Source organism: Labrys wisconsinensis (genome assembly GCF_030814995.1).
Classification (GTDB): Bacteria; Pseudomonadota; Alphaproteobacteria; order Rhizobiales; family Labraceae; genus Labrys; species Labrys wisconsinensis.
The window spans coordinates 642,974-665,243 of record NZ_JAUSVX010000001.1 but is presented as its reverse complement, the minus strand read 5'-3'; the positions used below and the strand labels follow the sequence as shown (position 1 = coordinate 665,243).

The following is a 22,270-nucleotide window of genomic DNA, read 5'->3' as shown; positions in this document are numbered from 1 at the left end:
CGGATGTGCCTCCCGCCGGGCCGGCTCAGACGGTCCAGGTGTCGAGGATGAAGGCGTTGGCCTTGCGGTGGAGCAGGATGAGGTCGAGCACGTCGAGGGGGCTGATCGGGCGGATGCCGGGGATGAGCGAGGGCTCGCCATGGCCGTAGAGCGCCTGGAGCGCGAAACGGCAGGCATAGACCTTGCCGCCCTCCTCGATGAACTTGACGATCTGGTTGTTGAAGTTCATGTGGCCGGGAAAGGCCTCGTCGCCGAGCTTGGGGAAGCCGCGCTGCACGCCGAGCGTGACGCCTGGGCCGTAGAGCAGCACCGAGGTCTCGAAGCCCTTGCGCTTCAGGCGCGTGGCCTGCAGCAGGTTGACGAAGCCGATCGAGCCCTCGAAGGCGACGGTGTGGAAGGTGACGAGCGCCTTCTCGCCCGGCTCGGCCTTCACGTCCTCGAACAGCTTCTCCTCATAGTCGACGAAATAATCGCCCTTCTCATGCGCGGGCTTGGTGACGGCTGGCATGTGTCATCTCTCCTGGCTGGACGGCCGCGGCGCGCTGCCGGTGATGGAGAATGTGCAATCAATGTGCCAATCAATGCTCGCCAGGCAAAGTTGCTGAATCGATGGAAGTGCATTCAATTATACAGTCGCCTTTCGCGCCAACGAGTGTCGACAGTTGGTGTGGCGTGGTAGCTTTCGCGCCATGGTGCCGCAAAATTGGGCTAACTTGTCCACAGGCGAGATGATTTTTGATCCGCGCGGACGGCTTCCTTCCCGCGCCTTGCTTTGGCGTAAAAATGCATTCAATATGCAGTCAATTATCGATCGAGCGGAAACGACTCCGCATCGCGGCGAGCGAGGTGACAAGTCGGCTCGCGGCAAGCTAGATTCGGCATGTTGTCGCTCCTCGGATTTGTATCAACCCGGCCCATGAACGACTGGATTCCAGACCTCGCCAGCAGCGACAGGCCCCGCTACCTCGCCATCGCCGACCTGATCGCTGCCGACATGCGCAGCGGACGGCTCACGGCCGGCGACCGGTTGCCCCCGCAGCGCAAGCTGGCGCAGCGCCTGGATCTCGACTTCACCACCGTGGCGCGCGGCTATACCGAGGCGCAGAAGCGCGGCCTGATCGAATCCCGCGTCGGGCAGGGCACCTATGTCCTGGCGCTGGCAAAGCCGGACCGGCTGGGGGCGCCGGCCCTGCGCCGGCCGGAGGTCGTCGACCTGTCGATGAACCTGCCGCCCGAGCCGGACGACCCGGCGCTGCTCGAGCGCATGCGGGCGGGCCTGGAGGCGGTCGGCCGCGACCTCGTCTCCCTGCTGCGCTACCAGGGGTTCGGCGGCGCGCCGGCCGACAAGGACGCGGCCTCCGCCTGGCTGGGGCGGCGGGCGCTGGTGCCGGCGCAGGAGCGCATCTTCGTCTCGCCCGGCGCCCATCCCGCGCTGCTCGGCATCTTCGGCCTGCTGGCCAAGCCCGGCGAGGTGATCCTCAGCGAGGCGATCACCTATCCCGGGGCGCGCTCGATCGCCGCCCAGCTCGGCATCGCCCTGGTCGGCCTGCCGATGGATGCGGACGGCATCGATCCCGACGCCCTGGCACAGGCTTGCACACGCCTCGCGCCGAAGGGGCTCTATCTCAATCCGACGCTGCAGAACCCGACGACGCTGACCGTGCCCGAGCGCCGGCGGGCCGAGATCGCGGCGGTCGCCCGGCGCTGCCGCATCCCGATCGTCGAGGACGATGCCTACGGCTTCATCCCGCCGCACGGCCCGGCGCCCTTCGCCGCCCTGGCGCCCGACATCACCTGGCACGTCGCGGGCCTGGCCAAATGCATCGGCGCCGGCATGCGCGCCGCCTATGTCGTGGCGCCGGATGCGCGCTCGGGCTGGCCCTTCGCCGCGGCGGTGCGGGCCGCCACCGTCATGGCCTCGCCGCTGACCGTGGCGCTGGCGACGCGCTGGATCGAGGACGGCACGGCCGAGGCGATCCTGCGCTTCATCCGCGCCGAGACGGCGGCCCGCCAGGTGCTGGCCCGCGAGATCCTGCCGCCGGACAGCTTCCGGGCCGATCCCCTGAGCTTCAACATCTGGGTGCCGCTGCCGGAGGGCTGGACCCGCTCTGCCTTCATCGGCCAGATGCGCGGCACCGGCATCGGCGTGGTCGCCAGCGACGCCTTCACCGTCGAGGGCCCGCCGCCCGAAGCGGTGCGCATCTGCCTCGGCGGCCCGACCGGCCGGCCCGCCATCCGCCACGCGCTGGAATTCATCGCCCACGCCCTGACGGAATCGCCGGCGCTGGCCTCGACCGTGCTGTAGGGGGGGCGGCGGGCGGCTCCCGTGCGGGTTCGGGCGATCATCATCGCGCTTGAACCTCACCGTCATGGCCGGGCTTGACCCGGCCATCTACGCGACCACCGGCGGTGATGAAAAAGGCGGTGGTCGGCCGTACGGCAAGCAAGGCCTCCGTCGTGTGCGCGTGGATGGCCGGGTCAAGCCCGGCCATGACGGTGGTGGGTGACGTGCCCGGAATCGACTCAGTCGCAACCGTTCCGTCATCGCCGCGCCCGCCCCGCCCTCCGGGCGCTACTTCACCGCCCCCGCCGTGAGCCCGGCGACGATCTGGCGCTGGGCGAACAGGGTCAGCAGCAGCACCGGCAGCGTCACGATCAGGGCCGCGGCGGCGAGCGGGCCCCAGCTCACCTGCTCGAAGGACAGCATGTTGTAGACCGCGACCGGCAGGGTGCGCGTCTCGCGGCTGGCGAGCACGATGCCGAAGACGAAATTGTTCCAGGAGAAGATCACCGCCAGGATCAGCGACACCACGATGCCGGGCCTGGCGATCGGCAGGGCCACGCGGCGGAAGACCTGCCAGCGCGTCGCCCCGTCGATCATCGCCGCCTCCTCCAGCTCCAGGGGCGTCGTCTCGAAATAGCCGATCATGATCCAGATGACGATCGGCACGGTGACGACGAGATGGATGATGATCTGCGGCCAGAGCGTGCCGAGCAGGCCGAGCGCCTGGAACAGGAGGAACATCGGGATCAGGAAGGACAGGCCCGGCGTCATGCGCGCGATCATGATCACCATGGCGGCCTTGTCGGCCTTGACGCGGGCGATGCCGTAGCCGGCGGGCACGCCGACGATCAGGGCGAGCAGCGTCGCCGAGCCGGTGACGATCAGGCTGTTCCAGAAATAGAGCAGGAAGTCGTTGGCGGCGAAGACGTCGGCATAGTTCGACCAGGCGAAGGTCTCGGGGATCAGGATCGGCGGATAGGCGCCGTTGTCGATCTCGTATTTCAGCGACAGCGACAGCATCCAGAGGAAGAACAGCAGCGCCGGCGACACCACCACCAGGACGAGGAAGGCGGTGCCGAGATGGCGGAGGAGGCGGCGCAGGATCATAGGCGGCCCCTCAGGCGTTCCACCGGGCACGCTGGCGCAGGTGCAGCAGCACCAGCGCCATGGCGACGACGATGGCGAAGAACACCACCGCGATCGCCGAGCCGTAGCCGATGTCGTAATAGGCGAAGGCGACGTTGTAGAGGTAGATGTTGATCGTCTCCGACGCCGTGCCCGGCCCGCCCTGGGTCATGGCATAGATGATGTCGAAGCTCTTCACCGCGTCGATCGAACGGATGATCACCGCCACCATCATGAAGGGCAGGATCATCGGCAGGGTGATGTAGCGGAACTTCTGCCAGGCGTTGGCGCCGTCGATCTCGGCGCCCTCGAACGGCTCGCGCGGCATGGCCGCCAGGCCCCCGAGCACGATCAGCATGACGAGCGGCGTCCATTGCCAGGTCTCGACCATGACCAGCGAGGGGATGACGGTGGTCTGGTCGAAGATCCAGGCCTGGGGCGGGATGCCGACCAGCGACAGGAGATAGTTGAGCACGCCGAGCTGGGGATGGAACATCATGGTCCAGACCAGGGCGACGGCGACGGGCGTCGCCATCATCGGCATGACGAAGATGCCGCGCAGCAGCCCGCGCATCGGCAGCCTGGAGTCGAACACCAGGGCCGCAGCGGTGCCGAGCAGCAGCGGCGCCAGCACCGAAAGCGCGGTGTAGACCAGCGTGTGGCCCATCGCCTCCCGGAAGCGGGCATCCTGCGCCAGCCTGACATAGTTGGCGAGCCAGACGGCATGGTCGGCGCCGCCGACCTGCCATTCCCGTGTGCTCATCCACAGGGTGAAGACCCAGGGGAAGACGATCACCGCCCCGACCAGGACCAGCGCCGGGACGATGAACGGCCAGTAGCCCGGCCGCCGCCCGCCGGCCGACGCGTGCGCCGCGGCGTCCGCGCCGGCCATGGTGGGGGCGGATGCGCTCATGGCGCCTCGCTGCGCGCCAGCACCGGACGGAAGGCCTCGGTCGCCTTCTTCATCTCCGCGGCCGGATCGCCGCCGCCGATGAGGTTGGTCAGGCCGACGCCGAAGACGTCGCGGAACTCGGTGACCGGCACGATGACAGGCAGGCAGAGCTGGCTGACGGGCCCCGATTCCGCCACGGCATCGATCCAGGAGGGCGGCATGGTGACGCCCTTGCGGATATCGGGATCGTTCAGCACCGAGTTGCGGAAGGGCACGCCGCCGCCGGCCTGCAGCAGCCGGGCCCCCATCTCCTTGGAGATGGCCCATTGGCAATAGAGATAGGCCGCTTCCTTCTTGGCCGAGGCCTCGGTGACGCCGATGCCGTCGCCGAAGGTGGGCGCGGCCTGCACGACCGGGCCCTTCGGCACCACGCTGTAGCCGACCTTGCCGACCACCCGGGACTTCTGCGGGTTCTCCAGCGGCGGGGCGAAGCCGACGCCGTCGAACCACATGCCGATCCGGCCCTGCAGGAAGGCGGACTGGCATTCGGCCCAGTTGAAGCCGACGACGCCGCGCGGCGCCGACCTGGTCATCAGGCGCTGGTAGAGGGCGGCGGCCTCGATCGCCTCGGGCGAATCGGTCTGCAGCGCCCCGTCCGGCCCGATGGCGCTCTTGCCGTAGCCGAGCATGAAGCTCGACCAGACCGGGGTGTTGGCGTTCTTGGCGCCGCGGGCGACGAAGCCGTAGATGCCCTTGTCCGCGTCGGTGAGCGTCTCCGCCGCCTTGACCAGCTCGTCGAAGGTCCTGGGGAATTCCAGCCCCTTGGCGGCGAAGAGCTCCTTGTTCCAGTAGACGATCCAGTAGTCGACGGAGAAGGGCAGGCCGCCGAAGCGCCCGTTCCTGTCCCTGGCGAAGTCGAGCCCGGCGGTGGCGAAGTCGCTCTCGGTCAGCGAGGGGTCGGTCAGCTCGGGATTCTTCAGGAAGGGGCCGAGATCGGCCAGCCAGCCGGCCTTCTCGAACTGGCGCTTCTGCACGTGATAGCTGATGTGGATGACGTCGAAGCTCGGGCGGCCCGAGGTCAGCTCGATCACCGCCTTCTGGCGCTGCTGCTGCTCCGGCGTCTGCTCGGAATTGACCTTGATGCCGGTCAGCTCCTCGAACTCCTTCTGGTATTTCTGCAGGGTGTCGCCGCGCGGGCTCTTGATCAGGTTGACCTCGAGCGTGGTGCCGGCATGGCGCTTCCAGTCGACCGCCGCCGCGGCCGGCCCGACGCCGGCCAGGCCCGCGCCCAAGGCCGCACCGAGCGCCGCGCTTCCCGCCAGGACCTGGCGGCGCGTGGGTCTCGACAGATCGATGGTCATGGTGCTCCCTCCCGTGCCCTTGTTCGGGACGGCGGTCGCGACGGAGCGCGCCGGCCGTCCCCTTGCGCTAAAGCGTGATCGCTTCAAGTTGAATCGATCACGCTCTCTATCTCTTTGTTCTTGCGCATTTTCCTCACGCGAACCGCGTGTCGGTTCGCGTGAGGAAAATGCCCTGGGCCCTACACCCGCAAAGCCAGGTTGCGGGCATTGTCGATGTGCTGCGTCATCGCCTCGACCGCCCGTTGCGGCTCGCGGCTTTCGATGGCGTCGAGGATGGCCAGGTGCTCGCGCATGACGGGCACGACGCGGCCGTCGATGCGGAAGCGCTCCTGGTTGATCAGGCGCATCTTGATCGAGTTGACCCGATAGGCCTTGGCGATGATCTCGTTGTCCAGGGCGTCGATGATGGTGTCGTGCAGGTTCCAGTCGATCGCCTGGGCCTGTTCCTCGATGTCGGGCGTGAGGTCGCCGGAGAGGCCGCGGGCCAGCGCGTCCTCGTGCTCGCGCCGGAGCCGGGCCAGCAGCGTGTCGGGGGCCGAGGCCGTGAACAGGGCGACCGCCTCCCGCTCCAGGAACAGGCGGAACTGGAAGGCCTCGCGGATCAGGTTGAGATCGATATGGGCGATCTGGATGCCGCGCTGGGGCACGGTGATCAGCAGCCCCTCCGCCTCCAGCCGCGGCACCAGCTCGCGGATGGCGCCGAGCGGCAGGCCGGTGAGGGCGACGAGCTCGCGCTGGGAGACGAACTGGCCGGGCCTGACGTCCCGCGCCAGGAGGTGGCGGGTGAAGCTGGCATAGGCCCGTTCCCGCAGCCGGATCGGCTCGCCGCCCTCGTCCATGCCGTTCCCTCCCGTCAGGCGGCGGCCATCCGGTCCATCCGGTCGAGGAGGCCGGTCAGATGGTCCATGTCGCCGTCCGACACCGGCGCCAGGGGCGCCCGCGCTCTGCGCCAGACCATATCCCCGGTGCGGTGCGCGACCATAGCCTTGACCGCGGGCGTCACCGCGGTTTTCACCAGCTCGTCGACGAAGCCGGTGAGCGCCGGGTCGTCGCGGCCCTCGCGGATCAGCGGCAGCAGCCGCTGCGGGCAGACATTGGCCATGCCGGAGATGGCGCCCTGGCCGCCCAGGCGCACGCCGGCGGCGAGGTCGCGCTCGTCGCCGATCAGGATGGCGAGGTCGCGATGGGCGGCGAGCAGGCGCTCCGTATAGGCCCAATGACCGGAGGAGTCCTTGACGCCCGCCACGGCGGCGGGGAAGGCGGCGCGCAGCCGGCCGACCAGATCGACCGAGAGCTCCACCGCCGTCACCGAGGGGATGTTGTAGAGGAAGACGTCGCGTGCCGCGGGGCCGAGCGCTGAGAACACCGCGCCGAACCAGGCGAACAGGCCGTCGTCGCCGACGTTCTTGTAGTAGGATGGCGGAGCCAGCAGCACGCCGCGGCAGCCAGCCTCCAGCACCTCGCGCGCCTGGGCGGCGGCATCCTCGACGCTGTTGGCCATCACGCCGGCGAGGATGTGCCGGGCCGGAATGCCGGCGGCGATGAAGGCCGCGAGCACGGCGCTGCGCTCGCGGGCGCCGATCGAGGCGCCCTCGCCGGTGGTGCCGAACAGGGTGACGCTGTCGCAGCCGTTCGCCAGGCACCAGCGGGCATGGGCGAGGGCGCGGGGGATGTCGATCGCCTGGCCGGCGTCGAACGGGGTGGTCAGGGCGGCGGACAGGCCGAAACGGTGATCGGACGACATGGCGTGTTCTCCTTCGGCACTTCACCTGTTGCTCACCAATAACGCACTAACATGTCAGCCGCAAGTCAATCAGGCCGGGCTGATGGCGGCGATTGCGGCCGCCAACCGGGGCGCCGACGTCGCTCGATTGATCAGACGAATATTGATCAGACAAATGAGCTGTGCTTGTGTGGGGCGACTCGCTTCGAGGGTTTCGTCTTGGGGTGGAGCGAGCGTTGGATGGACCCGTCTCTTCGACCGCCGGCATGCCGCCGGCGTGGTGGGGCCGGGATGGCTGACCAGGTGGGGCCGACGTCAACAGGCGCGGTCCAGGCCGGCACGGAGCCCCGGGCCGGGATCAGGAGAGCATTCTGGGAGGAATGACATGAAGAGACTTTTGGTGACCGGCGCCGCCCTGGCGCTCGCCCTATCCGTCGTTTCCTCGGCTGAGGCCGCGGACAAGAAGACCCTCGCCTTCGTCGTCAACGGCGCCTCCGACTTCTGGAAGGCGGCCGAGGCCGGCGTGAAGAAGGCACAGTCCGAGCTGCCCAACTACGATCTCGTCTTCAAATATCCCGAGCAGTCCGCCGCCGCGATCCAGATCCGGCTGATGGACGACCTGGTGGCCTCGGGCGTCGCCGGCATCATGGTGAGCGCCGTCGACCCCAAGACCTCCAGCGACGCGCTGAACCGGATCGGTGGCCAGGTGGCGCTGTTCACCACCGACAGCGACGCGCCCAACACCAGCCGCGTCGCCTATATCGGCTCCAGCAACGTCGCTGCCGGCAAGCAGGCGGGCGAGCTCGTGCTGAAGGCGCTGCCGGACGGCGGCAAGTGCATGGGCTTCGTCGGCCTGCTCGGCGCCGACAACGCCAAGGAGCGCATCGAGGGCGTCAAGGACACGATCAAGGGCTCGAAGGTGGACCTCGTCGACGTGCGCGGCGACGACATCGACCAGACCCGTGCCAAGCGCAATGTCGAGGACACGCTCACCGCCCATCCCGAGGTCAACTGCTTCATCGGCTTCTATTCCTACAACACGCCCCGCATCTACGAGGCGCTGAAGGATGCCGGCAAGCTCGGCCAGGTGAAGGTGATCGGCTTCGACGAGGATCCGATCACGCTCGGCGGCGTCAAGGAAGGCACCATCGTCGGCACGGTGGTGCAGCAGCCCTATGAATGGGGCTATCAGGGCATGAAGGACATGGCCAAGTTCCTGGAGGGCGACAAGTCGTTCATCCCGGCGGACAAGCTGATCATCATCCCGACCAAGATCATCGACCAGACCAATGTCGATGCCTTCGCGGCCGAGTTGAAGCAGCGCCAGGGCAAGTGATCCCGCGACGGGGCCGGGCCTTGCGCCCGGCTCCGTCCGGCCAAGCAGAATTTCCGAACTCCGCTCGCAGGGCAGGCTCGGAAATTCTGCGGGGTGTCAAAGATTCAGCAGCCGTGAGATGACCGCCGGCGGATGGAGCCGATGCCAGAGCCGATCCTCGAACTCGCCGACGTCACCAAGACCTATCCGGGCGTCACCGCGCTCTCGCACGTGACCTTCGCGGTCATGCCGGGCGAGACGCTCGGCCTGATCGGCGAGAACGGCGCCGGCAAGTCGACGCTGATGAAGATCATGGGCGGGGTGGTGGCGCCGACCAGCGGCGCCATCCGCATCGGCGGCACGGAGCGGGCGGCCCTGACCGTGATGGAGGCGACGGCGGCCGGCATCGCCTTCGTGCACCAGGAGCTCAACCTGTTCGACAATCTCGACGTCGCCGCCAACGTGCTGATCGGCCGCGAGCCGACCCTGGCCGGACCGCTGAAGCTGGTCGACACCAGGGCCTGCCGCGAGCGGGTGGAGCCGATCCTCGGCCGCCTCGGCGCCGATTTCGGGCCCACCGCCGTGGTGGGTGAATTGTCGCTGGCGCAGCGCCAGCTGGTCGAGATCGCCAAGGCGCTGTCGCTGGAGGCGCGCATCGTCATCATGGACGAGCCGACCTCGAGCCTCACCGTCAGCGAGACGGCGCGCCTGCTCGACGTCATCGCCGACCTCAAGGCGCACGGGGTCAGCGTCATCTTCATCTCGCACCGCCTCAACGAGGTGGAGCACTGCGCCGACCGGGTGGTGGTGCTGCGCGACGGCCGCGCCGTCGGCGAGCTCGCCCGCGGCGAGATCCGCCACGACGCCATGATCCGGCTGATGATCGGACGCGACCTGAAATCGCTCTACATTCCGCCGGCGGCGCCGCCCGGCGAGCCGGTGCTGAGCATCGAGGAGGTGCGAACCGCCGCCTATCCAGATCGCGGCGTCAGCCTGGAGGTCCGGCGCGGCGAGATCCTCGGCTTCGCCGGCCTCGTCGGCTCGGGCCGCACCGAGCTCGCCCGCGCCGTGTTCGGCATCGACCGCATGCTCGGCGGCGGGCTGCGCCTCGAGGGCCGGCCCCTCGCCGTCGCCTCGCCGCGCGATGCCATCGACAGCGGCATCTATCTCGTGCCGGAGGACCGCAAGCGCTCCGGCCTGCTGCTCGACCTCTCGGTGGCCGAGAACATCTCGCTGCCCGATCTCGCCTCCTACGCCACCGCCACGCTGGTCAGCCGCGACGCGGAGGCCGGCGGGGCCGAGCGCCAGAAGCAGCGCCTCGGCATCAAGACGCCGACGGTCGGCACCGCCGTCGGCACGCTCTCGGGCGGCAACCAGCAGAAGGTGGTGCTGGCCAAGTGGCTCTCCATGAAGCCGCGGGTGATGATCTTCGACGAGCCGACGCGCGGCATCGACGTCGGCGCCAAGAAGGAGATCTACGAGTTGATGCGGCGCCTGGCCGATGGCGGCGTCGCCATCCTGATGATCTCCAGCGACATGGAGGAGGTGATCGGCGTCAGCGACCGCATGGCCGTGATGCACGAGGGGCGGATCAGCGGCTTTCTCGACCGCGCCCGCTTCAGCGAGCAGAATGTGCTGCAGCTCGCCGTCGGCCGCCCCCTCAACTGAAGAAGAGCTCGCCATGCTGAAGAAAGACCTGGGCCTCCTGATCCTCATCCTGGTGGTCGGGACCGTGGTGGCGCTGATCAACCCGCGCTTCATCTCGCCGGTGAATCTCTCCAACACCGCCAACCTGATCGGGCTCTACGGCCTGTTCTCCCTCGGCCAGGGCTTCGTCATCATCACCGGCGGCATCGACCTCTCCGTCGGCTCGATCTTCGCCCTGCTCGGCGTCATCTTCATCGACCTCCTGGTCAACTACCAGCTGCCCTGGCCGCTGGCGGTGCTGATCATCGTCGCCGCCGGCCTGGTGCTCGGCACCATCCACGGCTTCCTGGTGACGCGCATGCGCATGCAGCCCTTCGTGGTGACGCTGTGCGGCCTGCTGATCTATCGCGGCGTCGCCCGCTACTACACCGACGACGGCACGGCGGGCTTCGAGTTCGGCCAGAACTTCCCGTCCCTGGAATGGCTGACCGTCGGGCGCACCGCCGGCATCCCGCACAGCTTCGTCGTCTTCCTGATCGTCGCGGTGATCATGGGCGTGGTGCTGCACCGCTCGGTGTTCGGCCGCTATCTCTTCGCCGTCGGGCGCAACGAGGAGGCGGCGCGCTATTCCGGCATCCGCACCGGGCGGATCATCGCCGCCGCCTATGTCATCTGCGGGGGCCTGGCCGGGCTCTCGGCGATCTATCTGGCCATGTACACCCGCTCGATCTCGCCGGCCTCGCACGGCAATTTCTACGAGCTCTACGCCATTGCAGCCGCGGTGCTCGGCGGCTGCTCGCTGCGCGGCGGCGAGGGCTCGGTGCTCGGCATCGTGCTCGGCGCCATCCTGCTGCAGGTGCTGCAGAACCTGGTCAACCTGCTTGGCATCCCGAGCTCGCTCAACTTCGCGGTCATGGGCACGGTGATCCTGGTCGGCGTGCTGGCGGACCAGCAGCTGATCCGCTACCGCCGCAAGCTGGCGGAGCGCAGCGCCGAGCGGGCGAAGGGCACGGCGGCGGAGACGGCGCGGGCCGGCGCGTGACGGAACGCACGGGCGTGTGCCGTCCCGGCACAGCGGATGCCGTGCCGGCGTGATGGCGCGCACAGGCGCCCGGCCGGCGCGGCGCTAGGGTCCTTGCCAGGTCCACAAGGTCACCGTGCCATGAAAACCCTGGTCATCGATCTCACCGTCAGCCTCGCCTTCGTGTGCGTGACGGCCCTGCCGCTGCTCGCCGCCGCGCTGACGTAAGGTTCCGGATCCATCGCCGCCGCCTCGAGGGGCGCGGCCTCACTGTTCCAGGGTCAGGCGCCGCGACCCGTGCCGGCCCGACATCGCAAAGCCGACGGCAACGTCGAGCAGGGTCACCATCATCAGGATGAAGAACGTCGAGCTCGTCGCCCGGCCGACCAGGAGAAACTCGACGACATAGGCGATCAGCACCACGGTCGACAGCAGATTGTCGACCCGGATCGATACGCCCGAGCGGGTGGCCTTCAGAACCTCGATGAACAAGAGACCGAGGCTCAGAACGATCAGCGCCTCGCCCATGGTCATGGTGAAGGTCGCGCCCGAGAGCACGTCGGCCCGCAGGATGATGTCCTCCCAGGGGTTCACCTCCGCGCCGATGATGAAGAAGTTGTAGACCGCGAACGGCACCAGCATCAGCGGAAAGTTGATCAGGAACATGCAATCCCTCGGCGCCGCATGGGCCACCGCCTTGTTCTTCGTTGCGGCCGGCCGTGGCCGCCCCGTCGCTCCGCCACGACGCAGGCCGCATGGCGCGGTCCTCCGCCGACCTTGACCGGATCCGGCGCGGACGAATCGTCGCGCCCGCGCCGTGCTCCCGTCGTCCACCGGCATAGTGGCAAATTTCGCTGCGGGTGGGAACGCCGCAGGCGCCGGCCCGGTTCCGATCGCGGCTTCCTTCCCAAATCGGGCCGCGCCCGCTAAACAGGGCGTGCCGCAGCGCGGCAGCGGCCTACCGCCATCAAAACGCCCCGCCGCGATGCTGTGTGCGCCGGGCTGGACTCGAGGACGGACGGATGCGGATGATCGGACGCGGACTGGTGACGGCGGCCTTCGGCCTGGCGCTCTGCCTCACGCAGCAGGGCGCGAATGCGGGCACCTCCATCGTCGTCGACGCGGCCACCGGCCGGGTGCTGCACAACGAGGATTCGACGCGGCCCTGGTATCCCGCCTCGCTGTCCAAGCTGATGACGGCCTATGTCGTGTTCAAGGCGATCCATGACGGACGGATCAGCGGCAGCACGCCGATCACGATCTCGGCCCGCGCCGCCAAGATGGCGCCTTCCAAGATGGGCTATCCGCCGGGCACGCTGGTGACGGTCGACGATGCTCTCAAAATGTTGATCGTGCATTCGGCCAACGACATCGCCGTGGCCCTGGCCGAGGGCGTCTCCGGCTCGGTGGAAGCCTTCGCGGCCGAGATGAACGCCAATTCCCAGGCCCTCGGCATGACCGCGAGCCACTGGGTCAACCCCAACGGCCTGCCCGACCCGGGCCAGATCTCCTCCGCCCGCGACATGGCGATCCTGGCCCGCGCCATCCTCACCCAGTTCCCGGACTATGCGCCGCTCTACAAGATTCAGGCGATCCAGACGGGCAAGCGGATCCTGCGCACGCACAACGCGCTGGTCTACCGCTATCCCGGCACCGACGGCATGAAGACCGGCTTCATCTGCGCCGCCGGCTTCAACGTGGTCGCCACGGCCTCGCGCGACGGCCGGCGGCTGATCACCGTGATCATGGGCTCGCCCTCGGCCAAGGAGCGGACGATCGAGGCCGCGGGGCTGTTCGAGGCCAATTTCCGCGAAGGCGAGGGCTCGGCGACGCTCGATGACCTGCCGGCCTCCGCCTATGCCACGCCGCCCGATATTCGCGACATCGCCTGCAGCCGCAAGAAAGGCGGCTCGGCCGCGGCCGAGCAGGAGGACACGGCCGAGGTGCTGCCGCCGCCGGCCGCCGCCGCGCCGCGGAGCGACGACAAGCCCGGGCGCGTGGTCGCCACGGTGCAGGCCGAGCCCCAGCCGGCGGCGGCGCAGCCGCAGGCCCCGGCGGCGGGCGAGGCGCTGCTCCTCGCCAACTGGACCATCGACCCGCCCATCATGGTCGGGCCCTACAAGGGACCGAAACGGCCGGCGAAGCCGGCAGCCGCCATCGCCGCCGCGCCGCCGTCGCCCCCCAAGCCCGGCGCCATCGGCTATGCCGAGCCGGCCGCCGGCCAGCCGCTGGTGCAGCCCACCGCGCCGGTCGATGCCAATGTCGCGGCGCCGCTGGCCCTGCCCGGCACGGCCCTCGGCGCCATCCGCCCGGGTGCGCCCGCCGCGCCCCAGGCGGCGCTGCCGGGCCAGATCCCGCGCACCGGCGCCAATCCGCTGCAGAACCTCACCTCCGACCCGCTCCCGACCGGCAAGCCGCGCCGCAAGGCGACGACGCAGGCGGCGGGCGAGGCCGTGCCGGTGCCCGTGCCGCGCCCGGTCAAGAAGAAGAAGCCGAAGCCGCAACCGCAGACCTGAGGGCGACTGCCAGCCGCGACGTCGGGGAAATCCCCTCCCCCTTGCCCCTCCCCGTCGATCTCGGGTGTTGCCGAGATCGACCACTCAGCAAGGCAAGTCGGATAAATCCGACTTGCTCGGGGGAGGGGATTTGCAGCCGTCGCGCCAACCGCCGCTCCCGTATTCTCCCTGCTCCGCCTCGCCCCTCCCGTCGCTCCGGGGACCGTCGCCGTCGCTTCCGCGGCTTGACTGATTGAACGTTCAAAATATTGTCGGGGCGATGCCAGCCGCCGTCCGCCCTGCCTCTCGCCCGAACGCACGATCCGTGCGACCGCGGCGGGCCGACGCGGAGGACATGCGGCGGCGCCAATTGATCGAGGCGACGATCGAGGCCATCGCCGCGCTCGGCTTCAACGCCACCACCATCGCCGTGATCGCCCAGCGGGCGACGGTGTCGACCGGCCTGGTCTCCTTCTATTTCGGCGACAAGGACGGGCTGCTGGAGGCGACGCTGCGCCACCTCGCCCGCGAGCTCTCGCGCAATGCCGCGAGGCGGCTGCGGGAGGCGCAGACGCCGCGCGAGCGCATCCAGGCGGTCATCGAGGCCAATCTCGGCGACGTGCAGTTCGAGCGGCGCATCGCCACGGTCTGGCTGGCCTTCTGGGGCCAGGTGCCGCATTCGCCGCGCTTCGCCCGGGTGCAGCGGGCCTATCAGCGGCGCATCGCCGCCAACATCGCCCATGCCCTGCGGCCGCTCGCGACCCGCCCGGAGGCGCTTGATATGGCCGAATCGATCGCCGCCATGATCGACGGCGTCTGGCTGCGCGCCACGCTGTCGGGCACGCTCGACGGCCGGGCGGCACGCGAGACCGCCGGCGCCTATGTCGACCGGCGCTTCCAGACCCTTCCTCGTTTCGAAAAGGACTCGTCCCGATGAGCCGCTACGGCCTCGTCCAGCATCATGTCGGCGGGCGCTTTGTCGCAGCGCTCTCCGGCGAGCGCTTCACCTCGGTCGATCCCGCCACCGGCGAGGTCCTGGCCGAGATCGAGCACGCCGGCGAGGCCGATGTCGACCGCGCCGTCGCCGCGGCCAGGGCGGGCTTCGCCGTCTGGTCGCGCATGACCGGCGCCGAGCGCGGCCGCATCCTCAAGCGCACCGCCGACATCCTGCGCGAGAGGAACGGCGCGCTCGCCGAGATCGAGACCCGCGACACCGGCAAGCCGATCCAGGAGACCATCGCCGTCGACGTCCTGTCGGGCGCCGATTGCCTGGAATATTTCGCCGGCATCGCCGCGACCATGACCGGCGAGCATGTCGACCTCGGCCCCGCCGCCTTCGGCTATACCAGGCGCGAGCCGCTCGGCGTGGTCGCTGGCATCGGCGCCTGGAACTACCCGATCCAGATCGCCTGCTGGAAATCGGCCCCGGCGCTCGCCTGCGGCAATGCCATGATCTTCAAGCCGGCGGAGCTGACCCCGCTGACCGCGCCCTATCTCGCCGAGGCCTTCCGCGAGGCCGGGCTGCCGGACGGCGTCTTCAACGTCGTGCAGGGCGATGCCCGTACCGGCCAGGCGCTGGTGGCCCATCCCGGCATCCGCAAGATATCGCTCACCGGCGAGGCCGGGACGGGGCGGGTCGTCATGGGCGCGGCGGCGAAGACGCTGAAGCACGTCACGCTCGAGCTCGGCGGCAAGTCGCCGCTGATCGTGTTCGACGACGCCAAGCTCGACAACGCGGTCTCCGGCGCGCTGCTGGGCAATTTCTATTCGGCCGGCGAGGTCTGCTCGAACGGCACCCGCGTCTTCGTGCACCGCCGGGTCAAGGACCTGTTCCTGCACAAGCTGAAGACCCGGGTGGAGAAGATGGTGGTCGGCGACCCGCTCGACCCGCGCACCCATGTCGGCGCCCTGATCGGCCAGGAGCACATGGAGAAGGTGCTCGGCTATATCGAGAAGGGCAAGGCGGAGGGCGCGCGCCTGCTCACCGGCGGCGAGCGCGTCCGGATCGGCAACCTCGCCAACGGCGCCTTCGTCGCACCCACCGTGTTCGACGGCTGCTCCGACGGCATGAGCATCGTCCGCGAGGAGATCTTCGGGCCGGTCATGACCGTGCTGGAATTCTCGGACGAGGACGAGGTGATCGGCCGGGCCAACGACACCGACTATGGCCTGGCCGCCGGCGTCTTCACCCAGGACCTGGCGCGCGGCCATCGCGTCATCGCCCAGCTCGAGGCCGGCACCTGCTGGATCAATCAGTACAACGTCACGCCGATCGAATTGCCCTTCGGCGGCGTGAAGCTCTCCGGCCTCGGCCGGGAGAATTCGCGGGCGGCGGTGGAGCACTACACCCAGCTCAAGAGCGTCTACGTCGCCCTCGGCGATATCGAAGCGCCGTACTGAGATGACGGACAGCTTCGATTACGTCATCGTCGGCGCAGGCTCGGCCGGCTGCGTCATGGCGAGCCGCCTGACCGAGGATGGCCGCCACAGCGTGCGCCTCATCGAGTTCGGCGGCTCGGACCGCTCGGTGTTCATCCAGATGCCGAGCGCGCTCTCGATCCCGATGAACTCGCCGCGCTATGACTGGCGCTACCATGCCGAGCCGGAGCCGGCGCTGGCCGGCCGCAGCCTGCACACCCCGCGCGGCAAGGTGCTGGGCGGCTCCTCCTCGATCAACGGCATGGTCTATATCCGCGGCAACGCCCTGGATTTCGACGGCTGGCAGGAGACCGGGGCGCGGGGCTGGAACTATGCCGGCGTGCTGCCCTATTTCCGCCGGGCCGAGGGGCGCGAGGAGGGAGGCGACGCTTATCGCGGCGCCGACGGACCGCTGAAGACCAGCTACGGCCCGATGAAGAATCCGCTCTATGCCGCCTTCGTCGAGGCGGCGCGTGAGGCCGGCTACCCCGTGACCGAGGACGTCAACGGCTACCAGCAGGAAGGCTTCGGCCGCATGGACATGACGGTCCACAAGGGCCGGCGCTGGTCCGCCGCCAACGCCTATCTCAAGCCGGTGCTGAGTCGGCCGAATCTTTCGGTCGAGACCCATGCGCTGGCGACCCGCATCCTGTTCGAGGGCCGGCGCGCCGTTGGCGTCGAGTACGAGCGGGGCGGCGAGACCAAGCGCGTCACGGCGCGGCGCGAGGTGATCCTGGCGGCCGGGCCGGTCAACGACCCGCAGCTCCTGAACCTCTCCGGCATCGGCGACGGGGCGGCGCTGCAGGCCCTCGGCATCGACACGGTGCGGCACCTGCCGGGCGTCGGCGAGAACCTGCAGGACCACCTGGAATTCTATTTCCAGGTCGCCTCGAAGGAGCCGATCACCCTCTATTCCTCGCTCGGCCTCGTGCCCAAGGCGCTGATCGGCATGCGCTGGCTGGCGCTGAAGGACGGGCTGGGCGCGACCAACCATTTCGAGAGCTGCGGCTTCATCCGCTCGCGGCCGGGCATTCCCTATCCCGATATCCAGTATCATTTCCTGCCGGTGGCAGTGCGCTACGACGGCAATTCCATGGCCTCCGAGCACGGCTTCCAGGCCCATGTCGGGCCGATGCGCTCGAAGAGCCGCGGCCATATCCGGCTCAAGTCGCGGGATCCTCACCAGGCGCCGCAGATCCGCTTCAACTACATGAGCCATCCCGACGACTGGACCGAGATGCGCGCCTGCGTGCGCCTGACCCGCGAGATCTTCGCCCAGCCGGCGTTCGACCGCTATCGCGGCCGCGAAATCCAGCCGGGGGCCGAGGTGACGGCGGACGAGGCGATCGACCGCTTCATCGCCTGGCACGTGGAGAGCGCCTACCACCCCTGCGGCACCTGCCGCATGGGCGATCCGGCCGACCCGATGACGGTGGTCGACCCGCAGACGCGGGTGGTGGGGCTGGAAGGGCTCCGGATCGCCGACTCCTCGATCATGCCGACCATCACCAACGGCAATCTCAACGCGCCCACCATCATGATCGGCGAGAAGGCGTCGGACCATATCCTGGGGCGGGACCCGCTGCCGCCCTCCAATGCGCCGGCCTACCGGGCAAAGGATTGGGAGACGGCGCAGCGATAGGATTCATCCCTGGCCCGGAGAGCTCGCGCCGCCGAGACCGGCGGGGGAATCACCGTGCGCCCTTGCGGCGCTCCAGCCAGGCGTCGACCGAGACGGCGCCCGGGCCCAGCGCGAGGAGCGCCAGGAAGCCGCCGGCCATGGCGGCGTTCTTCTGAAAATTGACGAGCTGGTCCGGGTCGCCGAAATCGGCGTGGAAGATCAGCGCGGTGAGGACGCAGAAGCCGGCGAGCACCAGGGCGGCGAGGCGGGTGAGGACGCCGGCGGCGATGCACAGGCCGAAGCCGAGCTCGGTCGCGATGACGAGCGGCAGCAACTCGCCCCGCACGCCATGGGCGATCATGTATTGCTGCACGTCGGCATAGCCGGCGATCTTGCCCCAGCCCTCGACGAGGAAGATCTGCGCCAGCAGCAGCCGCGCGGCCAGCGCGACGAGAGCCTTCAACCTGTCCAAGTTCGCCTCCTGGCTTCGGAGTGACGGCTTCGGCCCCGCCGCCCCCGGGAGCGGGCGGCGGGGCCGGCCCGCCGGGGTCAGACCTTGCCGGTCTGGATCGCCTGGGCGAGGTCCTCGTATTCCTCGGTGCCGGTGCCGGCGAGGGCCTTGATCCGCTCGAGCTGCTCGCGGGCGAGATCGAGCCGGCCCTGCACGACATAGGCTTCGCCGAGATATTCGCGCACCTGGACATAGGTCGGGTCCAGCGTCACCGACTGGAGGTAGTAGCCGATGCCCTCCTCGGTGCGGCCGAGCTTGCGGGTGGCATAGCCGCGATAGTTGAGCGCCTTGGCGGTCTTCGGGTTCTGCAGGAGGTCGAGCATGGCGAGCGCCTCCTGGTAGCGGTCCGCCTTGGCCAGGGCATAGGAATAGTCGGTCAGCGCGTCGTCGGGCAGGACGCCGCTCGTGGCCTTGAGGCATCGACGCTTGGCGGTGCTCCAGACCTGGCCCTTGGGGCAGGTGGTGAGATCGGTGGCGCGCTCGCCGCCCTTGCCGCCGCCACCGCCTCCTCCCCCGCCACCACCGCCTCCCCCTCCTCCGCCCCCACCACCTCCGCCGGCGGCGAAGGCCGTGGCGGGCGCCAGGGCGAGGGCGATGGCAAGGACGATGACGGAGACGGCGTGGTGCGAGCCTCTCCTGATGGGCTGGATGGTGGACATGGGCGTCCCTCCTCAATTGCCGATGCGCCGTAAACACCCCGGACGGGGATTTATTCGGCGCGATCGCGGCAGGATCGGCGGGGCCGGCGCGAGGGGCTCAGCCGGGCCCGCCCTGCGCCTCCAGCGCCTGCAGCTCCTGCAGCGGCGGGATGGTCTCGAACATGCGCGGGTCGAGCCGGTCCCAGAGGATGCCGCAGGTCGGCTTGTGCGGCGCCTTGACGCGCAGGGTGCGGGTCGGCGTGAACACGAGGTCGGCCACCGTGTCGAAGATCTCGGGATGCAGCGGCTCGTCGAGCACCTGGCAGTCGTGCACGACGGCGGCGACCGGCGTCTGCGGCGTCACTCGGCCGAGCCGGTAGAGCATGCCCCATTCCGCGTCGAAGAAGCCGTGGCCCTTGCCGAGCCGCACGCCCTGCAGGTTGATGGCGCCGGTGCCGGTGACGAGATAGTCGACCGGCGGCATCCCGGCGATCGCCCGGAGGTCGACCGGCCGGCCGACGCGCTCCATGCCGTCGAGGGTCGCGGCATAGAGATGGAGGTCCGGGGCGATCGCCGCCGGATCCAGCACCCAGAAGCCGCGGCGGATGCCGTAGGTGGTCATCAGCACGGTCTTGCCGTCGCGCAGGGCGTCGAAGCGCAGCCGCTCCAGGCAATTGTCCGGCGTGATGAAGATCAGGCGCGCCTCGCGGTAGCAGCGGTCGGCCCTGAGCCGGGCGCAGGCTTGCTCGCCGCCGACAAAATCGGCGATGAACTCGCCGAAATCGAAGTGATGGCGGCTGTCGGGCAGGGCGACCTGCCGAAGCTCGCTCCAGACCCGTTCGCGGACGGATGCCTTCTGGTCCATGACGAGGTTCCTGTTGGGTGGGTTCAGCCGGCGCCGAGCCGGCGGGCGGTGCGGCGCTCGATCCAGAGCACGCCCTGGTAGAGCGCCACCGAGACCAGCACGGAGATGAGCGCCACCGACCAGATCATGCCGTAGTCGAGGCGGCCGCGGGCCTGGTTGAGCAGGTTGCCGAGGCCGCGCCCGGTCGCCAGCCATTCGGCGATCATCACGCCGAGCAGGGCGCGGGGCGCGCCGAGGCGGGCGGCGGCGAAGAGGTGCGGCAGCGCGGCCGGCAGGGCGACGAGGCCGATCTCCTTCCACCAGGGCGCGCCATAGGCCCGCGGCAGGTCGAGCGCGGCGCGCGGCACCAGCGCCAGGCCTTGCGCAATGGCGACGAAGGCGGGGAAGAAGGTGACGGAGACGGTGATCGCCAGGGTGACGGCGACGCCGCGGCCGAGCAGCAGCACCAGGAGCGGCGTCAGCGCCACCAGCGGCATGGTCTGGCTGACCAGCGCCAGCGGCATCAGGAGGCGGGCGAGGCCGGGCAGGACCTCGCCGAGCAGCGCCAGCGTCAGGGCGACGGCGAGCCCGGCGACGAGGCCGGCGAGGGCGAGCGGCAGGGTCTGGAGCAGCGCCTCGATCAGGCGGGCCTGCGCCGCGGGCGCGGTGGGGCCGAGCGCGAGATAGTCCAGCACCGCCAGCGGCGTCTTGGCGATCAGCGGCGGCAGGTCGAAACCGCTGACCAGGCCGGCCCAGAGCGCGAAGGGCAGCAGCAGCGAGCCCAGCGCCAACGGTACGCGCCAGGCCGGTGGCGCGGACCGCTCGCCGGCATCGGTCGCCTCGGCGGCGATGGTCACCGCGCGGGTCGCGCCCGTGGCCCGCGCGGCCAGGACGGCGAACAGGCCATAGGCGAGGCCGGCAATGGCGGTGGCGGCGAGGCCGATGCCCCAGAGCCGGGCCGGATCGGCGCGGCCGAGCGAGCCGATGAGATAGGCGCCGAGGCCGCTGCGCCCGCCGCCGCCGAACTCGGCCAGGATGGCGCCGAGCACGGCGTTGGGCGCGGCGACACGCAGGCTGGCGAGGACGACGGGCAGGGCGCTGCGCCAGCGCACCAGCCGCAGCACCGCGCCGGCGCCGCCGCCATAGGCCCGCACCAGGTCGACGGCGCGCGGATCGGCCTGGGCGAGGCCGAGCACGGTCGCGGTCATCACCGGGAAGTAGCAGCCGAGCGCCGCCAGCACGATCCGCGGCGCCGTGCCGGGCAGGCAGAGGACCAGCACCGGCACCACCGCGATCGGCGGCAGGGCGAAGAGGGCGATGTTGACGCCGCGGGCGAGGCGCGAGGCCGCCGGCGACAGGGCGAAGAGCAGCCCGGCGGCGATGGCGACGGCATTGCCGAGCACGAAGCCGGCGAAGGCAGATTCGACCGTCGCCAGCACATGGGCGGGATAATCGGCCCGGTCGAGCCAGAAGCGCGCCAGGATGGCGCTCGGTGCCGGCAGCGCGCCGTCGGCGACGAGGCCGAAGCGCCCGGCGACTTCCCAGGCGAGCAGCGCGGCCGCGCCCGCGGCGAGGCGGCGCGCCGGCGTCATGGCGCGCCGGTGCCGCCGTGCAGCGCGGCAGCGACGCGATCGGACAGCCGGTGGAAGGCGGGGTCGGAGAGCAGGGTCGGCGCGCGGGGGCGCGGGAACTCCACCGGCACGATCTCGGCGATGCGGCCGGGCCGGCTGTGCATCACCACCACCCGGTCGGCGAGGAACACGGCCTCGTCGATGCCGTGGGTGACGAACAGGGTGGTCGGCCGGTTCTCCAGCCAGATGCGCTGCAGTTCGACCGTCATCTGCCGGCGCAGGATCTGGTCGAGCGCGCCGAAGGGCTCGTCGAGGAACAGCACCGCCGGCTCGGTGACGAGCGCGCGGGCGATGGCGACGCGCTGGCGCATGCCGCCGGAGAGCTCGGCGGGCAGGGCATGCTCGAAGCCGCAGAGGCCGACCAGGGCGATGAGGTCGGCGATGCGTGCCGCCGCGGCGCGGCGCGAGCGGCCGAGCACGTCGAGCGGCAGGGCGATATTGCCGGCCACCGAGCGCCAGGGCAGCAGCGCCGGGTCCTGGAAGGCGACGCCGGTGTCGCCGCGGCGCGCCGCCTCGCGCGGCTCGACGCCGCCGATCAGGATGCGCCCGGCGTCCGGCCGGTCGAGGCCGAGCGCCAGGCGCAGGATGGTCGACTTGCCGCAGCCGGAGGGGCCGATCAGGGCGGTGAAGGAGCCGGGCTGCGCCTGCAGCGACACGCGGTCGAGCGCCTGGAATGGCGTGCCGCGCACCGAGAAGGTGCGGCTGACGCCCTCGATGGCGAGATCGTGCGCCGGCCTCATGCCG

Annotated in this window: 21 protein-coding genes; 9 read left to right on the top strand and 12 right to left on the bottom strand. The window is 69.9% G+C overall.

Annotated elements, in window-relative coordinates:
* Positions 1–25: 25 nt before the first annotated feature.
* Positions 26–508, bottom strand: coding sequence for an MSMEG_0572/Sll0783 family nitrogen starvation response protein (locus tag QO011_RS03005; RefSeq protein WP_307267467.1), 483 nt, complete (start codon positions 506–508; stop codon positions 26–28).
* Positions 509–916: 408 nt separating this feature from the next.
* On the opposite strand from QO011_RS03005, the gene QO011_RS03000 reads away from it, so the two are divergent.
* Together QO011_RS03000 and QO011_RS02995 are read left to right on the top strand one after the other, a co-directional pair.
* Complete coding sequence (locus QO011_RS03000; protein WP_307267465.1) at positions 917–2,305, top strand: aminotransferase-like domain-containing protein; 1,389 nt, start codon at positions 917–919, stop codon at positions 2,303–2,305.
* A gap of 49 nt (positions 2,306–2,354) precedes the next feature.
* Complete coding sequence (locus QO011_RS02995) at positions 2,355–2,507, top strand: hypothetical protein (RefSeq protein ID WP_307267462.1); 153 nt, start codon at positions 2,355–2,357, stop codon at positions 2,505–2,507.
* A gap of 65 nt (positions 2,508–2,572) precedes the next feature.
* On the opposite strand, the gene QO011_RS02990 is transcribed toward QO011_RS02995, so the two are convergent.
* The 5 genes from QO011_RS02990 to QO011_RS02970 form a co-directional block, all read right to left on the bottom strand.
* The gene (locus QO011_RS02990) at positions 2,573–3,391 is read right to left on the bottom strand and encodes a carbohydrate ABC transporter permease (RefSeq protein ID WP_307267460.1); all 819 of its coding nucleotides are present in this window, start codon (positions 3,389–3,391) and stop codon (positions 2,573–2,575) included.
* A gap of 10 nt (positions 3,392–3,401) precedes the next feature.
* Positions 3,402–4,301 (bottom strand): carbohydrate ABC transporter permease, encoded by a 900-nt coding sequence (locus QO011_RS02985; RefSeq protein WP_307269202.1) that lies wholly within the window; start codon positions 4,299–4,301, stop codon positions 3,402–3,404.
* A gap of 17 nt (positions 4,302–4,318) precedes the next feature.
* Complete coding sequence (locus tag QO011_RS02980; RefSeq protein WP_307267457.1) at positions 4,319–5,662, bottom strand: ABC transporter substrate-binding protein; 1,344 nt, start codon at positions 5,660–5,662, stop codon at positions 4,319–4,321.
* A 179-nt stretch (positions 5,663–5,841) separates the two neighbouring features.
* Entirely contained in the window at positions 5,842–6,501 is a 660-nt protein-coding gene (locus tag QO011_RS02975) for a GntR family transcriptional regulator (protein ID WP_307267454.1), read from the bottom strand.
* A 14-nt stretch (positions 6,502–6,515) separates the two neighbouring features.
* Complete coding sequence (locus QO011_RS02970; RefSeq protein WP_307267451.1) at positions 6,516–7,406, bottom strand: dihydrodipicolinate synthase family protein; 891 nt, start codon at positions 7,404–7,406, stop codon at positions 6,516–6,518.
* A gap of 364 nt (positions 7,407–7,770) precedes the next feature.
* On the opposite strand from QO011_RS02970, the gene QO011_RS02965 reads away from it, so the two are divergent.
* The 3 genes from QO011_RS02965 to QO011_RS02955 all read left to right on the top strand — a co-directional run bounded on the left by QO011_RS02965 (position 7,771) and on the right by QO011_RS02955 (position 11,389).
* Positions 7,771–8,721, top strand: a complete 951-nt coding sequence (locus QO011_RS02965) for a sugar-binding protein (protein WP_307267448.1) — start codon at positions 7,771–7,773, stop codon at positions 8,719–8,721.
* A gap of 141 nt (positions 8,722–8,862) precedes the next feature.
* Entirely contained in the window at positions 8,863–10,368 is a 1,506-nt protein-coding gene (locus QO011_RS02960; RefSeq protein WP_307267446.1) for a sugar ABC transporter ATP-binding protein, read from the top strand.
* Between the two features lie 13 nt (positions 10,369–10,381).
* The gene (locus tag QO011_RS02955) at positions 10,382–11,389 is read left to right on the top strand and encodes an ABC transporter permease (RefSeq protein ID WP_307267443.1); all 1,008 of its coding nucleotides are present in this window, start codon (positions 10,382–10,384) and stop codon (positions 11,387–11,389) included.
* A 246-nt stretch (positions 11,390–11,635) separates the two neighbouring features.
* On the opposite strand, the gene QO011_RS02950 is transcribed toward QO011_RS02955, so the two are convergent.
* Positions 11,636–12,034: a hypothetical protein gene (locus tag QO011_RS02950; protein WP_307267440.1), complete on the bottom strand. Its 399-nt coding sequence runs from the start codon at positions 12,032–12,034 to the stop codon at positions 11,636–11,638.
* Positions 12,035–12,396: 362 nt separating this feature from the next.
* On the opposite strand from QO011_RS02950, the gene QO011_RS02945 reads away from it, so the two are divergent.
* The 4 genes from QO011_RS02945 to betA all read left to right on the top strand — a co-directional run bounded on the left by QO011_RS02945 (position 12,397) and on the right by betA (position 17,923).
* Positions 12,397–13,884: a D-alanyl-D-alanine carboxypeptidase family protein gene (locus tag QO011_RS02945; RefSeq protein ID WP_307267437.1), complete on the top strand. Its 1,488-nt coding sequence runs from the start codon at positions 12,397–12,399 to the stop codon at positions 13,882–13,884.
* Positions 13,885–14,218: 334 nt separating this feature from the next.
* Positions 14,219–14,800: a choline-binding transcriptional repressor BetI gene (betI, locus tag QO011_RS02940; RefSeq protein ID WP_307267434.1), complete on the top strand. Its 582-nt coding sequence runs from the start codon at positions 14,219–14,221 to the stop codon at positions 14,798–14,800.
* Complete coding sequence (betB, locus tag QO011_RS02935; RefSeq protein WP_307267431.1) at positions 14,797–16,263, top strand: betaine-aldehyde dehydrogenase; 1,467 nt, start codon at positions 14,797–14,799, stop codon at positions 16,261–16,263. The genes betI and betB overlap by 4 nt, the downstream gene beginning before the upstream one ends.
* Before the next feature lies 1 nt (position 16,264).
* Positions 16,265–17,923 carry a choline dehydrogenase gene (gene betA, locus QO011_RS02930; protein WP_307267428.1) on the top strand — a complete coding sequence of 553 codons (1,659 nt, stop codon included), beginning with the start codon at positions 16,265–16,267 and terminating at the stop codon, positions 17,921–17,923.
* Between the two features lie 49 nt (positions 17,924–17,972).
* Here betA and QO011_RS02925 read toward each other — a convergent pair whose 3' ends face one another.
* The 5 genes from QO011_RS02925 to QO011_RS02905 all read right to left on the bottom strand — a co-directional run bounded on the left by QO011_RS02925 (position 17,973) and on the right by QO011_RS02905 (position 22,266).
* The gene (locus tag QO011_RS02925) at positions 17,973–18,374 is read right to left on the bottom strand and encodes a DoxX family protein (RefSeq protein WP_307267425.1); all 402 of its coding nucleotides are present in this window, start codon (positions 18,372–18,374) and stop codon (positions 17,973–17,975) included.
* 77 nt (positions 18,375–18,451) lie between these two features.
* Positions 18,452–19,072: a tetratricopeptide repeat protein gene (locus QO011_RS02920; protein ID WP_307267423.1), complete on the bottom strand. Its 621-nt coding sequence runs from the start codon at positions 19,070–19,072 to the stop codon at positions 18,452–18,454.
* A gap of 97 nt (positions 19,073–19,169) precedes the next feature.
* Positions 19,170–19,916 carry a 5-formyltetrahydrofolate cyclo-ligase gene (locus QO011_RS02915; RefSeq protein ID WP_307267420.1) on the bottom strand — a complete coding sequence of 249 codons (747 nt, stop codon included), beginning with the start codon at positions 19,914–19,916 and terminating at the stop codon, positions 19,170–19,172.
* A 23-nt stretch (positions 19,917–19,939) separates the two neighbouring features.
* Positions 19,940–21,487 (bottom strand): ABC transporter permease, encoded by a 1,548-nt coding sequence (locus tag QO011_RS02910; RefSeq protein WP_307267417.1) that lies wholly within the window; start codon positions 21,485–21,487, stop codon positions 19,940–19,942.
* Entirely contained in the window at positions 21,484–22,266 is a 783-nt protein-coding gene (locus QO011_RS02905) for an ABC transporter ATP-binding protein (RefSeq protein ID WP_307269199.1), read from the bottom strand. The genes QO011_RS02910 and QO011_RS02905 overlap by 4 nt, the downstream gene beginning before the upstream one ends.
* Positions 22,267–22,270 lie beyond the last annotated feature (4 nt).